Below are 16,904 nucleotides of genomic sequence, written 5' to 3'. Positions count from 1 at the left end.
GCGCGCGCCTCTCTTTTTTCCAACGGATTTCCCCATGACCTATTTGCAGGAAGCGAGCCGGAACGCTATCACCGTGCCGAAACTGCAGGCGATGCGCGATGCAGGCGAAAGGATCGCCATGCTCACCTGTTACGACGCGAGCTTCGCCGCGCTGCTGGATCGCGCGGGCGTCGACGTTCTGTTGATCGGCGACTCGCTCGGCAATGTGCTGCAAGGCCAGACGACCACGCTGCCGGTCACGCTCAGCGAAATCGCGTATCACACGGCGAGCGTCGCGCGGGCGCGGCCCTCGGCGCTGGTGGTAGCCGACCTCCCGTTCGGCACATACGGCACGCCGGAGGACGCCTTCAGGAGTTCGGTGGAACTCATGCGCGCCGGCGCGCAGATGGTGAAGCTCGAGGGTGGTGAGTGGCTCGCGGACACGGTGCGCTTTCTGGTCGAACGGTCGATTCCGGTGTGCGCGCACGTCGGCCTCACGCCGCAATCGGTACATGCGTTCGGCGGCTTCAAGGTGCAGGGCAAGACCGACGCCGCCGCAAGCCAGGTACTGCGCGACTCGCTCGCCGTGCAGAACGCGGGTGCCCAGCTAATCGTGCTAGAAGCGATCCCGACGCTGCTCGGTAGTGAAGTCACGAAGCAATTGCGGATTCCGACGATCGGCATTGGCGCGGGCCTGGACTGTTCGGGTCAGGTGCTGGTACTACACGACATGCTGGGAATTTTCCCCGGCAAGCGGCCGCGCTTTGTGAAAGATTTCATGCAGGGGCAGCCGAACATCCAGGCTGCCGTAGAGGCGTATGTGCGTGCCGTGAAGGATGGCTCGTTCCCGGGGCCTGAGCACACGTTCTGAACACGCAGTCTGATATCGGATCGCGCCGTGCGGGCGCGGTCAGGCGTGTTTGTCCTGTTTTGCCCTCTTTTGCGTCCTATTTGGGACCCGTCTGATATCGCCCGAAAAACGGGGCATCTATCTTCGTCTACCTTGCTGACGCGGCTCTGCCGCTTGCCGAAGAGAGATGACCATGAGCCCCTTTTGCCTGATCGACGTAGCGGGAATCCGCAACCACGCCTCCGCACCGCATGACGTGCGGGAATCCACATGGCTCGCAAGCCTGTCAGGATGGATGACCCGCGTGCTGCACGTTCGCCACAGTTAAGCCGGCGGGTGGCTCGCGGCGCTCAAAGCCGGCAGCGCGGATGCCTTGGCTTTTAAGCCCTTCAACTGCCTAGCCCCTTATCCTTCTTAGCCTAGGACGTACGCCTGAACCGCGCCTCGCAGCGCGTTGCACACGAGAAGCGCTTCGGCATTCTGCACATCGACTCGAGTCAGCACGCGTTCAGCCGCGTGAAGGTTGATATCCTCCAGCAGCACGCCCCGCATGATCCCGGGCAGTAGGCCCGACGTTAATGGCGGCGTCCACCACCGGCCCCCCAGCTTCACAAACACATTCGACCGGCCGCCTTCGGTCAATTCGCCGCGCTCGTTAAAGAACAGCGTGTCGAAAGCACCCTTTGCTTCCGCTTCGCGCCAAGCGCGATCATAGTCCGCGCGACGTGTGGTTTTGTGCTGCAGCAGCGGATCATTGGCATCCGTCGCGGGGAACGCGTGGTCCGGCCCGAGCAGCACGCCGACGGTCGAGCCGGCCAGCGGCGTCAGCACCATCGCCGTTATTTGCACCGCGCCGTTTTTGCTCAACGCGAGGCGGATACGGTGCGGCGTTTGCGCTGGCAACGCCGCACATTTCTCCGCGATTTGCGCGCGAATATCGTTTTCATCGTCGAATTTGAAGCCTAGCGTCGCAGCACTCGCCGAGAGTCGTGCAAGATGGCGCGACAGATGGCGCACGCCCTCTTCCCGCGTCGCATACATCGTCTCGAAGAGCTCGAAACCCGGCTCCGCGCCGGTCAGAAAGCTGGCCTTCAATTGGCACTCCGCATATTCGTCGGCGGCGACGCTATCGAGCACGATACCGGCGCCAACGCCCATCTTGCCTTGCAGCTCACCCGGCTGCCCGGTCGGGGTTAAGATCAATGTGCGAATCGCGACGGACAGGCAGAAGTCGCCGCAGGCGGTGTCGCTTAGGGCCGTTGAAGGTGCATCGAGCCAGCCGATCGCACCAGTGTAAAGACCGCGCGGCGTGCTTTCGAGCTCGTCGATCAATTGCATCGTGCGATGCTTCGGCGCACCGGTGATCGAGCCGCATGGAAACAGCGCGCGCATGATCTCGGCGAAAGACGTGCCGGCGTGCAACGTCGAATGCACCGTCGACGTCATCTGCCAGACCGACGCATACGGCTCGACCGAAAACAGCGCCGGCACATTGACCGAGCCCGTCTGCGCCACGCGTGACAGATCGTTGCGCAACAGATCGACAATCATCACGTTCTCGGCGCGATTCTTCGGGTCGTTTGCAAGGAACTCGGCGGCACGACGATCGGCTACGGGGTCGGCTGATCGCGGCGCCGTGCCTTTCATTGGCCGGGCGCGCAACATGGCGCCTTCCTTCTCGATGAACAATTCCGGCGAGCACGATAGCACCCACTTGTCGCCCGGCAACGCGATCAGCGCGCCGTACGGCACCGGCTGACGAGCCCGCAGCCGCCGATAAAGCGCGGTCGGCGAGCCGAATACGTCGAAACCAAGCCGATACGTGTAGTTGACCTGGTAAGAATCGCCTGCGCGCAGGGCGGCATGGATCGCGTCGATCGCTTCGTTGAATTGCTGTGGATCGACGCTCGCGCGCACGTTCGCCGTGCCCGCCACAGACGCCTCGGCTGCGCCGCCGTCGCGTTCCGCGAGCCACGCATCTACGTCGTCACGCGACAGTTTCTCGCAATGTTCAAACAATAAAAAACGCAGCGTGGCATCGCCACGCTGCGTTTCTTTCACTGCCCGGTGAGTTTGGCTGCCGTCGAGAAGGTGCCGGCCAAACTCGTAGTCGGCGAGCACGACGGCATGCAAACCACGCCGGGTGTCCGCGGCCACGGTCTTGCACACGGCTTCGAGTTGCGCGGCGTCCGCGCAACTCCGTTCATGCACAAAACCCGTGTACAGACGACTCGAACGGCGCGCCGCCGTCGCGCCGCAATCGTCGAGCAACGCGAAAACTGCGTCGCGCTCATCTGCCGTCATGCTTACCGCCAAATCAAACCGCTATTAATCGAAGAAGCTCTTCACCCGATCGAACCAGCTCTTGCTCTGCGGGCTATGTCGCGCGCCGCCTTCCACGAGCGCCTTTTCGAATTGCTGAAGCAATTCGCGCTGCGGCTCGGTGAGCTTGACCGGCGTTTCGACTTGCACGTGCACGTACAGATCGCCGGCAATGCTCGAACGCAGCCCCTTGATACCCTTGCCACGCAGACGGAAGGTCTTGCCCGACTGCGTGCCTTCCGGCACCGTGAAGCTCGCGCGGCCCGCCAGGGTCGGCACTTCGATTTCGCCGCCGAGCGCCGCCGTGGTGAACGGAATCGGCATCTGGCAGTGCAGGTCGTCGCCGTCGCGTTCGAACACCGAGTGTTGCTTGATGTGAATCTCGACGTACAGATCGCCCGACGGACCGCCGTTGATACCCGGCTCACCGTTGCCGGCCGAGCGGATGCGCATGCCGTCGTCGATACCTGCCGGGATCTTCACTTCCAGCGTCTTGGTTTCCTTCACCTTGCCCGCGCCGTGGCAGTGGCCGCACGGGTCAGGGATATGGGTGCCCGAGCCGTGGCACTTCGGGCAGGTCTGCTGGATGCTGAAAAAGCCTTGCGACATCCGCACCGAACCCGAACCGCTACAGGTCGGGCAGGTTTCCGGCTTGGTGCCGGGCTTGGCGCCCGAACCGTGACAGATTTCGCACGACACCCAGCTCGGCACGCGAATTTGCGTGTCGTAGCCGTGCGCGGCCTGTTCCAGCGTGATTTCCATGCTGTAGCGCAAATCGGCGCCGCGATACACCTGCGGGCCCGCACGGCCGCCGCCGCCGCGGGCGGCACCGCCGGCCGCCTGACCGAAGATGTCGCCGAAGATATCGCCGAACGCATCGGCAAAACCGCCGAAGCCTTGCGCACCGGCTCCGCCCATGTTCGGATCGACGCCCGCGTGGCCGTACTGATCGTACGCGGCACGCTTTTGCGAGTCCGACAGCATTTCATAGGCTTCCTTCACCTCTTTGAAATGCTCTTCCGCATCCTTGTTGCCGGGATTGCGGTCGGGGTGGTGCTTCATCGCAAGCTTGCGATAAGCCTTCTTGATTTCGTCGTCGCTCGCGTTCTTTGCGACGCCCAGAACCTCGTAGTAATCCCGTTTCGCCATATCGGTTCAACGCCACTCGCGCAATGCGACGCGGTGGCTCCTCTTGAATGCTGGAGTCTTGCGACTCGTCCGGCCGCTGTTTCCCGCCGCTTTCACGCGACTCAAAACAACGCCCTCCATAAAACAAATGTGCCCGGAGAGCCCAAAAAGGCTCACCAGGCGCGATAACCGCTTTGCAGGTTCATGCACCCGGACGGGAGCAAACCGTTTTGCAGCCAGGCCGCACACATCGCTGTGTGCGGCTTTACGGTCAAATTGCGACCTGGCTTTAGTCTTTCTTCACTTCCTTGAACTCGGCGTCGACCACGTCGTCCTGCTGCTGGCTCGCGCCACCAGTCGAAGCACCCGCGTCTGCCGCGCCCGCAGCCGCTGCTTCCGCACCTTGCGCAGCCTGCATGTCGGCGTACATCTTCTCGCCCATCTTCTGCGAGGCCGTGGCCACCACTTCGATCTTGGCTTCGATGGCAGCCTTGTCGCTCGAACCGCTCTTCAGCGTTTCTTCGAGGTCCTTCAGCGCGGTTTCGATCGCTTCCTTCTCGCCCGCTTCCAGCTTGTCGCCGTATTCGGTGAGCGCCTTCTTCGTGCTGTGGACCAGCGCGTCGCCCTGGTTGCGGGCATCGGCCAACTCACGCAGCTTGTGATCTTCTTCCGCGTTCGCTTCGGCGTCCTTCACCATCTTCTCGATTTCGGCTTCGGACAGACCCGAGTTCGCCTTGATCGTGATGCGGTTTTCCTTGCCGGTCGCCTTGTCTTTCGCGCCGACGTGCAGAATGCCGTTCGCGTCGATGTCGAAGCTCACTTCGATCTGCGGCGTGCCGCGCGGTGCCGGCGGAATGCCTTCGAGGTTGAACTCGCCCAGCAGCTTGTTGCCCGCTGCCATTTCGCGTTCGCCCTGGAACACCTTGATCGTCACGGCGCCCTGATTGTCATCAGCCGTCGAGTAGACCTGTGCGTGCTTGGTCGGGATCGTGGTGTTCTTGTTGATCATCTTCGTCATCACGCCGCCGAGCGTTTCGATGCCGAGCGACAACGGGGTCACGTCGAGCAGCAGAACGTCCGTGCGGTCACCCGACAGAACCTGGCCTTGAATCGCGGCGCCAACGGCCACGGCTTCGTCCGGGTTCACGTCACGGCGCGGATCCTTGCCGAAGAACTCCTTAACCTTTTCCTGCACCTTCGGCATACGGGTCATACCGCCGACCAGAATCACGTCGTCGATTTCGCCGACCTTCACGCCCGCGTCCTTGATCGCCGTGCGGCACGGTTCGATGGTGCGCTCGATCAGTTCTTCAACCAGCGCTTCCAGCTTCGCACGCGTGATTTTCAGGTTCAAGTGCTTCGGACCCGACGCGTCGGCCGTGATGTACGGCAGGTTGATTTCGGTTTGCTGGCTCGACGACAGCTCGATCTTCGCCTTTTCAGCCGATTCCTTCAGGCGTTGCAGCGCGAGCACGTCTTTCGACAGGTCGACGCCTTGTTCCTTCTTGAACTCGCCGATGATGTAATCGATGATGCGTTGGTCGAAGTCTTCACCGCCAAGGAACGTATCGCCGTTCGTGGACAGCACTTCGAACTGCATTTCACCGTCGACGTCAGCGATTTCGATGATCGACACGTCGAACGTACCGCCGCCCAGGTCATACACCGCAATCTTGCGGTCGCCCTTTTCGGCCTTGTCCAGACCGAATGCCAGAGCAGCTGCGGTCGGTTCGTTGATGATCCGCTTCACTTCCAGACCGGCGATGCGGCCTGCGTCTTTGGTCGCCTGGCGCTGGCTGTCGTTGAAGTACGCGGGAACCGTAATCACCGCTTCGGTGACCGGCTCGCCGAGGTAGTCTTCAGCGGTCTTCTTCATCTTGCGCAGCACTTCCGCCGAGATTTGCGGCGGGGCCAGCTTGTCGTCGCGCACCTGAACCCATGCGTCGCCGTTGTCGGCCTTCATGATCTTGTACGGCATCAGACCGATGTCTTTCTGCACTTCTTTTTCTTCGAAGCGGCGGCCGATCAGGCGCTTGACAGCGTACAGCGTGTTCTTCGGGTTCGTGACCGACTGACGCTTAGCCGGCGCGCCGACGAGAATTTCGCCGTCTTCCATGTAAGCGATGATCGACGGCGTGGTGCGCGCACCTTCCGAGTTCTCGATCACTTTGACCGAATTGCCTTCCATGATCGCCACGCACGAGTTGGTCGTGCCGAGGTCGATACCGATGATTTTGCCCATTTTTACTAATCTCCTGACTTTGATCGCTGCGGGAATCGCCGTTTTTGCCCATCTGGCGGTACGGCGATCCGCTCTCAATTCCTACCTGCACTCAACATAAGTGCGTCCGCATCGTTTTCAAGACCTCTTTTACGATGCGGTCTTTAATTTTTTTCAATCAGCCGAACTTTTGCCGCTTTTTTTACCATTTGCCGCGCTGCCGACCGCGTTGACCGCGTTGACCGCGTTGACCGCGTTGACCGCGTTGACCGCGTTGACCGCCCGGATCTTTTCCCGCGCGGCCGCGGCCGCGACCGCCGCCTCGAACTGTCCAAGGCCCTGCCAGCCGGTTGCCCGGCCGAGGCGCTTGCCTCGGTAAAATAAGAACCGGGTGGGCACGCCGTGAGGCATGAAACGCCGGCCGGGTTCGCGATGCTCGTTGACGTTGCTGTGAAACCATCTGAAACCGAGCGCACGAATCGCGTCCGGCTGCGCCGACGTTGCCTTCTTGACGATCTCGCAGTTGAAGCAGTCCAGCCCCCGGAAAAACACCACGGCCAACCATCACCGGCCTGCGCCAGCCCGGCGTCGAATGACTCGGCGCCGAACTCCCGCATGCAGAAGACGGCGAACGCAGTAGCGTCGACAGGAATGCTGGCCATGACAGTGCCTGTCAGGCGGAACGGCTGATAATCGGCCTGCGACGCGGCCTTTGATGCTTACTTCGGCGCCGCGACGGTCACGAGGGCCGGGCGCAGCACGCGGTCGGCGATCACAAAACCCTTTTGCAGCACAGCAACGACGGTGTTCGGTTCCTGATCGGCCGGCACCATCGAAATAGCCTGGTGACGGTGCGGGTCGAACTTCTCGCCAACCGGGTTCAGGGCGACGACGCGGCCCTTCTCCAGCGCGCCGGAGAGCTGGCGCAGCGTAAGTTCGACGCCCTCACGGACCTTTTGCAGGTCGTCGGACGAGTGGGCAACCGCGGCTTCGAGGCTGTCGACCACCGGCAGCAAATGCTCCGCGAAGCTTTCGATCGCGAACTTGTGGGCCTTGGCGACATCTTCCTGGGCGCGGCGGCGCACGTTCTCAGTCTCAGCCTTCGCTCGCAGGAAGCTTTCCTGCAGCTCGACGATCTTCGCTTCCGCTTCGGCCAATGCGGCTTGCGCGCCGGTTGCTGGCGCTTCAGGAGCAGCGTTTGCAGCCGCGTCCTGCTGGGGTGCTGCGGCCTCGGCGGCCTGGCGCGCGGTTTCGTCGGCGGGCGTGGGATTCTGGCTCGTCGGGTTCTCTTGCGTGTTTTCCATGTCGCTGAAAGTCGTTAAAAAGTTAAAGCTAACGGTGGCGGCAACGCGTCAAAGTCAGCGCAATTTGTGCGTTGCATAATTGCGACAGACAACTTGGTGCACCACTTGGCGCACTAACGCGCATCGAAACGGCAGATGGGGCCGGAAAGACCCATTTCAAGCGCCTCTCCCGGAACTTTTCGCACCGTGGACGTGCGGCGGAAATGCCCGGTTACAACCATTATTGCGTCGCAATCAGATTGAGATTGAGTGCGCCCGACAAGTGGCCTATGCTCCAATAAAGCGTCGGAAAAGACACGTTAACCCTAATCTAACGTAAGCCTTACCGGCATTTTTTAATTCCACCTGATTCGCCTGTTTCCGTCCTGAATCTTCCCAAGGGGAGTACCGTGAAACTGACCTTTGCAATATCGGTGGTCGCATTGGTACTGATCGCGGGCACCACGACCATCTGCATGTCCGGGGCCGTCAACGATCACACCACCGAGTACGGCGGCGTGCATGCGACGATGGAACAGTTGTTCAATCCCCACCTGAAAGTTTGTCGATAGTGCGCCGGTCGCGCTTGGTCGGCCTGCCGTGCAACGCCGCGGCCGGTTCGCGGTACGTCTTGCGCCGCTCCTGCTCGACCTGCCGCTTCACCTTGCTTTCTTCGGTTTCCGCATAAAGCGTCTGCGCGACGCTGGCTGGGCCACGTACGTCGCACACGCCCAGCACTTCCACCTGCCACACAATCCGCTCGATCTCGACCTCGACCAGGTCGCCGACGCGTACATCCTTGGCCGGCTTGATGCTGGCGCCGCCGATCCGCACATGCCCTTTGTCGACGGCATCTGTCGCGAGCGAGCGGGTCTTGAAGAAGCGCGCCGCCCAAAGCCATTTGTCGATGCGCAGCTTCGCGCCCGGTTCAGTTGAAATCCTGTAATTCATAAGCCTGCTTAAGCCCCGGTCGTGTGCGGCACCGGCACCGCTTGCACGGGCCAGCCCTGCAGATTCTGCGCGACGATTTCGCCTAGCGCGGCGATCCACGGCTGCGAGGCGTTCACACAGGGAATCCGATGAAACTCCTTGCCGCCCGCCTGCAGGAACTCGTCGCGCACCTCCATGCCGATTTCTTCAATCGTTTCAAGGCAATCGGCGATGAAGCCCGGACAGAAAACGTCGGCGCGCCGCACGCCCGCTGAGCCCAATTCCTTCAGCGTGGGGGCGGTGTACGGCTGCAGCCATTCGGCCTTGCCGAAGCGAGACTGAAACGTGATGCGGCATTCCACCTGCGTCAATCCGAGCGCCTGCGTCAACAACGCACCGGTCTGCTGGCATTGCTCGTGGTACGGATCGCCGAGATCCATCGTGCGCTTGGGCACGCCGTGAAAACTCAGCACCAGCTTGTCGCCCGCCGCGAAATCCGGCCGGCCATGCTGATGCCAATAGTGATGCACTTGAGCAGCGAGCGCGGCGATATACGCCGGATGATCGGCGTACTGGCGCACCGTGCGGACTTCCGGCTGATTGCGCATGCGTTTGAGGGCCGAAAAGGCGTCGTCGAAGGCCGTGGCCGTGGTTGACGACGAGTACTGCGGATACATTGGCATCAGCAGCACGCGCTCGGCGCCCGCCAGCTTCAGCTGGTTCAGCATGGCCGGAATGCCGGGCGTGCCGTAGCGCATGGCGTAGTCGACCAGCACCGTGTAGTCGTTCAATTGCAGCAGATGGCGCAAACCCTCTACCTGCTTCTCCGTGAAGACACGCAGCGGCGAGCCTTCCGGCATCCACACGGCCGCGTACTTCTTCGCTGACGCACGGCTGCGGGACGGCAAAATCAACACCCGCAGGATCACCTGCCAGAGCAGCGCCGGAATTTCGACCACCCGAGGATCGGACAGGAACTGCGCAAGATAGCGACGGACCGCACGCGGCGTCGGCGCGTCGGGCGTGCCGAGATTGATCAGCAGCACGGCGACACGGTGTGACGTGGCGTTCTGTGAAGGCCGCTCGAGGTCGAAGCGCATAGGCAACAGAGATAACCGCTTTAGGCGGCACGTCGGTTCAGGTGGAATTCATTATAGCGGCGCGGTCCATTGCCAGGTCCGCCATGGACCCCTGGCCATTCGGCCAATTGGCAAGCCGCGCGCCGTCGCGCATCATTTGCAGCATGAGGTGCTACAGTCGGCAGTGGCCGGTAGTTACTGCCGGTTACTGCTGACTAAGCGTGAGGGAAAGCAGCCGCGCGGTGATGTCGACAATCGGAATCACGCGGTTGTAGGCCATGCGGGTTGGCCCGATCACGCCGAGCGTGCCGACAATCTTGCCGTTCACCTCATAAGGCGCGGTCACCACGCTCATTTCCTCGATTGGCACGAGATTCGACTCGCCGCCAATGAAAATCTGCACGCCCGCGGCGTGACTCGACACGTCGAGCAACTGAAGGAGACTGGTCTTTTGGTCGAACACATCGAACAGCTTGCGCAAGCGCGCCATGTCCGACGACAGGTCGGCGACTTCGAGCAGGTTGCGCTCGCCGGAAATCAGCACGTGTTCACCGGTGTCGGATTCATCCGTGCTGGCCGTGACCGCGGCATGCATCAGCGTGGTCATATCGCCGCGCAATTCGTCGATTTCTTCGCGCAGACGGCGGCGCACGTCGTCGAACGAGAGGCCCGCGAAGTGCGCGTTGATGTAATTGGAGGCCTCCACCAGCTGCGACGGCGAAAAGTCCCGCTGGGTCGCCATGATGCGGTTCTGCACGTCGCCCTCAGGCGTCACGATAATCAGCAGGATGCGCTTGTCCGACAGGCGCATGAATTCGATCTGCTTGAAAACGTGGCTGCGGCGCGGCGTGAGCACCACACCGGCGAACTGCGAGAGGTTGGACAGCACGCTGGCCGCCGCGGCGACGATTTTCTGCGGTTCACCCGCCTGCAGCGTAGTTTTGACGGTGCGCATCACCGCTTCTTCGTCCGCGGCGGATTCCACCGTCAGCATGGTATCGACGAACAGCCGGTAGCCACGCGGCGTCGGAATGCGGCCCGCCGAAGTATGCGGACTGATCACGAGCCCCAGGTCCTCGAGATCGGACATCACGTTGCGGATCGTCGCCGGACTCAGTTCGAGGCCGGAATAGCGCGACAACGTGCGCGAGCCGACCGGCTGACCTTCGGCGATGTAGCGCTCGATCAGCGTTTTGAGGAGGGTTTGTGCGCGGGGATCTAACATGACGGAAAATTTTAGCTCAATGACGCGTCTACAGCGAGCGCTAACGGCGGCAACCCCTGACTATCGCGCCACCGATTGGCGGGGCGGCGCATGTCATCAAGATTTCACCATTCTAACGATAATCGCCCAATGCGCTGGCAGCCCGCTTGCGCAGGCCTGCTACCGGGTCTGTCTGCGGTTTTTTTCAGGCCCTACCTATGGTGTAATGCCGGCATGCAAGTGACCAGCCAGTTCAAGACCGTCGCGCTCGTCGGGCGCAACAATACGCCGGGTATCGGCGAGCCACTGACCGAACTCGCCTCGTGCATCGCGAGGCGCGGCTTCGAGGTCGTGTTCGAAGCCGACACCGCCGCCGAAATCGGCATCACCGAGTATCCGGCGCTGCGTCCCGCCGAGATCGGCGCGCGTGCCGACGTAGCCGTGGTGCTGGGCGGCGACGGCACGATGCTGGGCATCGGCCGCCAGCTTGCGCCCTACCGCACGCCGTTGATCGGCATCAACCACGGGCGGCTCGGCTTCATTACCGACATCCCGATCTCCGACATGCGCGAGATCGTGCCGCAAATGCTCTCCGGAAACTTCGAGCGCGAAGAGCGCATGCTGCTTGAAGCGCGGATCATGCGCGGTGGCAATCCGATCTATCACGCGCTTGCCTTCAACGACGTGGTGGTCAACCGTAGCGGCTTCTCGGGGATGGCGGAACTGCATGTCTCGGTGGACGGCCGTTTCATGTACAACCAGCGCTCGGACGGCCTGATCGTCGCCACGCCTACGGGCTCGACCGCCTACGCGCTGTCCTCGCAGGGGCCGATCCTGCACCCGCAGTTACAAGGCATCGTGCTGGTGCCGATCGCGCCGCATGCGCTGTCGAACCGGCCCATCGTGCTGCCGGACGACTCGAAGGTGAGCATCCAGATCGTCTCGGGCCGCGAAGTGAACGTCAATTTCGACATGCAGTCGTTCACCTCGCTGGAACTGGGCGACACGATCGAAGTCCGCCGCTCGCGCCATACGGTGCCGATGCTGCACCCGGTCGGCTACAGTCACTACACCACGCTGCGCAAGAAGCTGCACTGGAACGAATACCCGTCGCACGAAGAAGATACCAAGCCCTGAGCGGCCGGAACGCCGGAACACTGGAACGCCGGAAGGCCGCTCCCCCCGAACGCGAACGCCGCCACTGCCGAACCCTGAATATCAAGCTCATCAGACGACCTCCATGCTTCGCCACCTCTCGATACGCGACTTCGTCATCGTCGCCGCGCTCGATCTCGAATTCGACAGCGGCTTTACCGTTTTTTCAGGCGAAACCGGCGCCGGCAAGTCGATCCTGATCGACGCGCTGGCCCTCGCGCTCGGCGCCCGCGCCGATGCAAGCGTGGTGCGCACCGGCGAGAGCCGCGCCGACATCACTGCGGAGTTCGAGACGCATGCGCAAGTCGAGCAATGGCTCGACGAGCAGGCGCTCGGCACGCCCGCCGACGACGGCCATCATGGCGGCACCGTGATGCTGCGTCGCGTGGTGGATGCGAACGGCCGCTCGCGGGCATTCATCAACGGCACGGCGGCGACGCTCGCGCAGTTGCGCGAAGTCGGCGAGATGTTAGTGGACATTCACGGGCAGCATGCGCACCAGTTGCTGATGCGCCCGGAGGCGCAACGCGAGCTGTTCGACACCCATGCCGGCCTCACGGAAGCCGCAGCAACCGTCACGCGTGCATGGCGGTCGTGGCGCGAAAAGGTTCAGGCCGTCGAGCATGCCCAAACGCGCGACCGCGAACTGCAACTGGAGCGCGAGCGGCTCGCCTGGCAGCTCGCCGAACTGGACAAACTTTCGCCGCAAGCGGGCGAATGGGAAGAGGTCAACACCGAGCACCGGCGCCTGTCGCATTCAGCCAATCTGATCGACGGCGTTCAAGGTGTGCTCGGCGCGCTGTCCGAATCAGACGAGGCGATGATCACGCATCTCGCCTCGATCGTCTCGAAGGTGCGCGACCTGGCTGAGATCGACCCGGCGCTGAACGACGTGCTGGCGGCGCTGGAGCCGGCCGAGATCCAGCTGCAGGAAGCGGCCTATTCGCTCAGCCACTACGCGCAGAAGCTCGAACTGGATCCCGACCGGCTCGCCCAGGTCGAAAAGCGTCTCGACGCGCTGCACTCGGCCGCACGCAAGTTCCGCTTGCAGCCGGAGACACTGCCGGTAGAACACGAAGCGCGTCGCGCGCAACTTGCTGCCCTCGACGCCGCAGCCGATCTCGACAGCCTGCACGCCGCGGAAGCCAAAGCCAAAGAAGCCTTCCTGACCGAAGCGAAAAAACTGTCGAAGGCGCGCGCCAAGGCCGGCAAGGCCTTGGGCGCCGCAGTGACCACCGGCATGCAGGAACTGTCAATGAAAGGCGGCAGCTTCGAAGTGGCGCTGGTGCAGTTGCCGGAAGGCGGCGCACACGGGCTCGAGCAGATCGAATTCCGCGTCGCCGGCCATGCCGGCGTGCCGCTGCGGCCGCTCGCGAAGGTTGCTTCAGGTGGCGAACTGGCGCGGATCAGTCTTGCATTGGCTGTCATTGCGAGCGCCGCGAGCCCGACACCGACCCTGATCTTCGACGAAGTGGATACGGGGATCGGCGGCGGCGTCGCTGAAGTGGTTGGACGGCTGCTGCATCAACTGGGGCAAGCACGTCAGGTGCTGTGCGTCACGCACTTGCCGCAGGTCGCCGCGCGCGGCGACCATCATTTCCAGGTGGCGAAGTCAGGCAACGGCAAAGGCGGCACGGTCAGCAGCGTGACCTCGCTCGACCGCGCGAGCCGCGTCGAAGAAGTCGCGCGGATGCTCGGCGGGCTGGAGATCACCGCCACCACCCGCAAGCACGCGAAGGAAATGCTGGCGGCCTAGGAACTCGGGCTGGGAATCATCTCGGCTATCTGCGAATGCAACGCAAGATCGGCGGCCAGCGCGACTTGCGCAACGTCTCCCGCCTCTGACACCTGACACCTGACACCTGACACCTGACACCTGGCGCCTTCAGCCGCAGCCAAACACCCGCTCCCAAAGCCCCAACACCGCCTCACACTCAGTCACCACCAGCGCCGGATCGACCCGCGCCTTTTCCATCCCATCCAGCCGCAGCTGGTGCTGCAACTTCCGGTAAACCCGATAAGCCGCACCGACCGTCTCCGCTTCCTCCTCACTCATCAAGCCAAACCGTGACACCTCACGCAGCAATGCGATGTTGCCGGTATTGCGGATCAGTTCAGGATCGCTCGCCGCATGCAGGAGCACCCAGTACTGCACGGTGAATTCGATATCGACCATGCCGCCGCGGTCGTGCTTCAGGTCGAACAGCGCCGTATGGTTCGGATGCCCTGCCTCGACGCGCTCGCGCATCTCGATGATTTCCTTCGCGAGCGGCGCGGCTTCGCGCGGCGTGGTCAGCACCTGTTCGCGGATCTGCTCGAATTTCGCGCCAATTTCGGCATCGCCCGCGCAATAGCGCGCGCGGCTCAAGGCCTGATGCTCCCACACCCACGCCGTATTGGCGGCATCGCCTTCGCGCAGTTGATAACGGCGGAACGCGTCCAGATCGGTGACGAGCAGGCCCGACTCGCCGTTCGGCCGCAGCCGCAGATCGACATCGAACAAGGTGCCCGCGCCGGTCGCCGTCGTCAGCCAGGTGATGAGGCGGCGGGTGTAGGTGGCGTAGACGTCGGCGGCGGCATCGTCCGGATCGTCGTAGAGGAAAATGACGTCGAGGTCGGACGCGTAACCGAGCTCCTTGCCGCCCAGCTTGCCGTACGCGATCACCGCAAACTTCGGCACCTCGCGGTGGCGTTTGGCCAATTGGTTCCAGACGGCTTCGAGCGTGACGTCGAGCACGGCGTCGGCGAGTTCGGACAGACGGTCGCTCACATGCTCGACACTCAGCCTGCCGGCGAGATCGATCAGCAGGATACGGAACACCTCGGCCTGGTGCGCGTGGCGCAGCAAATCCATCTGTTGCTCGACGCCGTCCGCTGCGGCCAGACGCAAACGCAGGGTGCGCTTGAATTCCGGCCAGTCGAACGGACTGTCCATCGCCTCGTCATCGAGGAGCTCGTCGAGCAATTGCGGGTGACGAATCAGATAGCCGGCGGCCCAGCGCGAACCGCCCAGCACCGACAGCACCCGATGCAGCGCCTGCGGGTATTCCGTCAGCAGCGCAAGGTACGCGCCGCGCCGGCTCACGGCTTCGAGCAGGTCGAAGAAACGCGCGACCGTATCGCCGCGCCGTTCGGGCGGCTCCAACGTACGCGCGGCTTCCAGCGCCCGCTGCGCGACGATGTCGAAGCGTTGCCGGCTACGCTCGGCGAGCCCCGCGTAACGCGACGACTGCCATATCCCGCGCAAGCGCGCCAGCAGCTCGCCCGGCTCGGGCACGCCCAGTTCGATCAGGCGCGCGCCAAGCGCTTCGTCAGCGCTGTCGTCGGCCAGCGCGCTGCTCCAGACCCACGCCGCCGCGCCGTCTTCCGGTGCGCCGCAGCCGTCGCGGCCACTCACCTTGTCGGCGAAAATCTGGTCGAACTGCTGTTCGACGAACTCGCGGTGCGCGTCGAGCTTGAGCATCAGCGCGGCATAGTCGTCGCAACCCATGGCGCGCGCGAGCGCCGCACGCTCCTCGGGATCGACCGGCATCGCATGGGTTTGCGCGTCGTTGCGGTATTGCAGGCGGTGTTCGAGTTCGCGCAGGAAGCGGTAAGCCTGTGAAAGCTTCACGCAGACCGAGGTATCGAGCAGCCCGTGCGTGGCCGCATGCCGCAACACGGCGAGCGTCGGACGCACCCGGAAACCGGCATCCTGGCCGCCCCGGATCAGCTGAAATACCTGCGCGCTGAATTCGATTTCGCGAATGCCGCCGCGGCCCAGCTTGATGTCGTCAGCCTTGTCGGGCCGCATCGAGGCGCGCCGCTGCGCTTCCTGGCGAATCTGCAAATGCAGCGCACGAATCGCGCTGATCACGCCGAAGTCGAGATAACGTCGATAGACGAACGGCGTGACGATCGCGTCGAGCTGCTTCTGCAGCCGCTCTGCCGCCTCGCTCGCGCCTTCGGACACGAGCCGCCCCTTGATCCACGCATAGCGCTCCCACTCGCGGCCCTGCACGTAGAAATACTCTTCGAGCATGCCGAGACTGCACACGAGCGGCCCCGAATCGCCGTTCGGCCGCAAACGCATATCGACCCGGAATACGTAACCATCGGCGGTCACCTCGGCCAGCGCGCCGATCAGGCGCTTTCCCAGACGCGTAAAAAAGTCTTGCGTCGCGATTGGCGAACGCTGACCGCCCGCAGTCTCGCCGTCTTCTTCATAGACGAAGATCAGGTCGATATCCGACGACACGTTCAACTCGCGCCCGCCCAGCTTGCCCATCCCGACCACGCCGAGCGCGAGCCGCTCGCCCAGCGGTCCCCGTGGTTCGCCGTAAAGCGTTTCGAGTTCGGCGGACACGACCGCCAAGGCACGCTGGATCGACGTCTCCGCCAGATCGGTCATCGCGCCGGTGACCTCGGCGACATCCGCCTCGCCTGCCAGATCGCGCTCCATCACGGCGCAAAATACCTCCGTGCGCAACTGGCGCAAGGCCCGTTTGAGTGCATCCTCACTCAACGGGCCGCCTCGCGCGCCGGCTGCCTCGGCGCACAGCGCGTCGAAGCGCGCGTCGATCCGTTCGCGTGTGAGGGGCGCGGACGCGAGCGCCGCCACCTGCGCCACGATTTGCGGACGGGCCGCTGCGGCACGCGCCGCGTAGTGTGAATAGCTGGAACTCAGGAGAGTGGCATCAGTCATCAAGGGTCTGGCTCGCTCGTTGCTTGATCAGCGTGGTTCAGTTTGCTGCAACACACGGTTCCAGGCGGG

Annotated in this window: 12 protein-coding genes and 1 pseudogene; 4 read left to right on the top strand and 9 right to left on the bottom strand. The window is 63.1% G+C overall.

From position 1 onward, the window contains the following. Nucleotides 1-34 precede the first annotated feature (34 nt). Complete coding sequence (panB, locus tag AYM40_RS02480) at nt 35-850, top strand: 3-methyl-2-oxobutanoate hydroxymethyltransferase (RefSeq protein ID WP_063494834.1); 816 nt, start codon at nt 35-37, stop codon at nt 848-850. A gap of 393 nt (nt 851-1,243) precedes the next feature. Here the strand turns inward: panB and pabB are convergent, their stop codons facing one another. The 5 genes and pseudogenes from pabB to grpE form a co-directional block, all read right to left on the bottom strand. After that, nucleotides 1,244-3,133 (bottom strand): aminodeoxychorismate synthase component I, encoded by a 1,890-nt coding sequence (pabB, locus tag AYM40_RS02475; protein WP_063494833.1) that lies wholly within the window; start codon nt 3,131-3,133, stop codon nt 1,244-1,246. A 24-nt stretch (nt 3,134-3,157) separates the two neighbouring features. Continuing rightward, complete coding sequence (gene dnaJ / locus AYM40_RS02470; RefSeq protein WP_063494832.1) at nt 3,158-4,300, bottom strand: molecular chaperone DnaJ; 1,143 nt, start codon at nt 4,298-4,300, stop codon at nt 3,158-3,160. A 268-nt stretch (nt 4,301-4,568) separates the two neighbouring features. Next, the gene (dnaK, locus tag AYM40_RS02465) at nt 4,569-6,521 is read right to left on the bottom strand and encodes a molecular chaperone DnaK (protein ID WP_063494831.1); all 1,953 of its coding nucleotides are present in this window, start codon (nt 6,519-6,521) and stop codon (nt 4,569-4,571) included. Nucleotides 6,522-6,674: 153 nt separating this feature from the next. Next, nucleotides 6,675-7,162, bottom strand: a pseudogene (locus tag AYM40_RS02460) (thioredoxin). A gap of 57 nt (nt 7,163-7,219) precedes the next feature. Next, nucleotides 7,220-7,804, bottom strand: coding sequence for a nucleotide exchange factor GrpE (gene grpE, locus AYM40_RS02455; RefSeq protein ID WP_063494830.1), 585 nt, complete (start codon nt 7,802-7,804; stop codon nt 7,220-7,222). Nucleotides 7,805-8,193: 389 nt separating this feature from the next. On the opposite strand from grpE, the gene AYM40_RS41805 reads away from it, so the two are divergent. Further along, on the top strand, nt 8,194-8,355 hold the full coding sequence (locus AYM40_RS41805; RefSeq protein WP_012431795.1) for a hypothetical protein: 162 nt from the start codon (nt 8,194-8,196) through the stop codon (nt 8,353-8,355). Here the strand turns inward: AYM40_RS41805 and AYM40_RS02450 are convergent. The 3 genes from AYM40_RS02450 to hrcA all read right to left on the bottom strand — a co-directional run bounded on the left by AYM40_RS02450 (nt 8,327) and on the right by hrcA (nt 11,017). Then, the gene (locus AYM40_RS02450; protein ID WP_063494829.1) at nt 8,327-8,734 is read right to left on the bottom strand and encodes an RNA-binding S4 domain-containing protein; all 408 of its coding nucleotides are present in this window, start codon (nt 8,732-8,734) and stop codon (nt 8,327-8,329) included. The two genes, AYM40_RS41805 and AYM40_RS02450, sit on opposite strands and share 29 nt — an antisense overlap. An 8-nt stretch (nt 8,735-8,742) precedes the next feature. Then, entirely contained in the window at nt 8,743-9,813 is a 1,071-nt protein-coding gene (hemH, locus tag AYM40_RS02445; RefSeq protein WP_063494828.1) for a ferrochelatase, read from the bottom strand. A 184-nt stretch (nt 9,814-9,997) separates the two neighbouring features. After that, the gene (gene hrcA, locus AYM40_RS02440; protein ID WP_063494827.1) at nt 9,998-11,017 is read right to left on the bottom strand and encodes a heat-inducible transcriptional repressor HrcA; all 1,020 of its coding nucleotides are present in this window, start codon (nt 11,015-11,017) and stop codon (nt 9,998-10,000) included. Between the two features lie 213 nt (nt 11,018-11,230). On the opposite strand from hrcA, the gene AYM40_RS02435 reads away from it, so the two are divergent. Both AYM40_RS02435 and recN read left to right on the top strand, forming a co-directional pair. Beyond that, entirely contained in the window at nt 11,231-12,133 is a 903-nt protein-coding gene (locus tag AYM40_RS02435) for an NAD kinase (protein ID WP_063494826.1), read from the top strand. A gap of 103 nt (nt 12,134-12,236) precedes the next feature. Then, entirely contained in the window at nt 12,237-13,907 is a 1,671-nt protein-coding gene (gene recN / locus AYM40_RS02430) for a DNA repair protein RecN (RefSeq protein WP_063494825.1), read from the top strand. A 129-nt stretch (nt 13,908-14,036) separates the two neighbouring features. On the opposite strand, the gene glnE is transcribed toward recN, so the two are convergent. Then, complete coding sequence (glnE, locus tag AYM40_RS02425) at nt 14,037-16,835, bottom strand: bifunctional [glutamate--ammonia ligase]-adenylyl-L-tyrosine phosphorylase/[glutamate--ammonia-ligase] adenylyltransferase (protein ID WP_063494824.1); 2,799 nt, start codon at nt 16,833-16,835, stop codon at nt 14,037-14,039. Between the last annotated feature and the right edge of the window lie 69 nt (nt 16,836-16,904).

It is taken from the genome of Paraburkholderia phytofirmans OLGA172 (genome assembly GCF_001634365.1).
Classification (GTDB): domain Bacteria; phylum Pseudomonadota; class Gammaproteobacteria; order Burkholderiales; family Burkholderiaceae; genus Paraburkholderia.
Note: the sequence above shows the minus strand (reverse complement) of the source record. Positions and strands in the feature narration are given on the sequence as shown.

Bases quoted from the DNA above. Each gene is read 5' to 3' on its own strand.
- panB (WP_063494834.1), top strand. From the start codon at position 35: ATGACCTATTTGCAGGAAGCGAGCCGGAACGCTATCACCGTGCCGAAA.
- pabB (WP_063494833.1), bottom strand. From the start codon at position 3,133: ATGACGGCAGATGAGCGCGACGCAGTTTTCGCGTTGCTCGACGATTGC.
- dnaJ (WP_063494832.1), bottom strand. From the start codon at position 4,300: ATGGCGAAACGGGATTACTACGAGGTTCTGGGCGTCGCAAAGAACGCG.
- dnaK (WP_063494831.1), bottom strand. From the start codon at position 6,521: ATGGGCAAAATCATCGGTATCGACCTCGGCACGACCAACTCGTGCGTG.
- grpE (WP_063494830.1), bottom strand. From the start codon at position 7,804: ATGGAAAACACGCAAGAGAACCCGACGAGCCAGAATCCCACGCCCGCC.
- AYM40_RS02450 (WP_063494829.1), bottom strand. From the start codon at position 8,734: ATGAATTACAGGATTTCAACTGAACCGGGCGCGAAGCTGCGCATCGAC.
- hemH (WP_063494828.1), bottom strand. From the start codon at position 9,813: ATGCGCTTCGACCTCGAGCGGCCTTCACAGAACGCCACGTCACACCGT.
- hrcA (WP_063494827.1), bottom strand. From the start codon at position 11,017: ATGTTAGATCCCCGCGCACAAACCCTCCTCAAAACGCTGATCGAGCGC.
- AYM40_RS02435 (WP_063494826.1), top strand. From the start codon at position 11,231: ATGCAAGTGACCAGCCAGTTCAAGACCGTCGCGCTCGTCGGGCGCAAC.
- recN (WP_063494825.1), top strand. From the start codon at position 12,237: ATGCTTCGCCACCTCTCGATACGCGACTTCGTCATCGTCGCCGCGCTC.
- glnE (WP_063494824.1), bottom strand. From the start codon at position 16,835: ATGACTGATGCCACTCTCCTGAGTTCCAGCTATTCACACTACGCGGCG.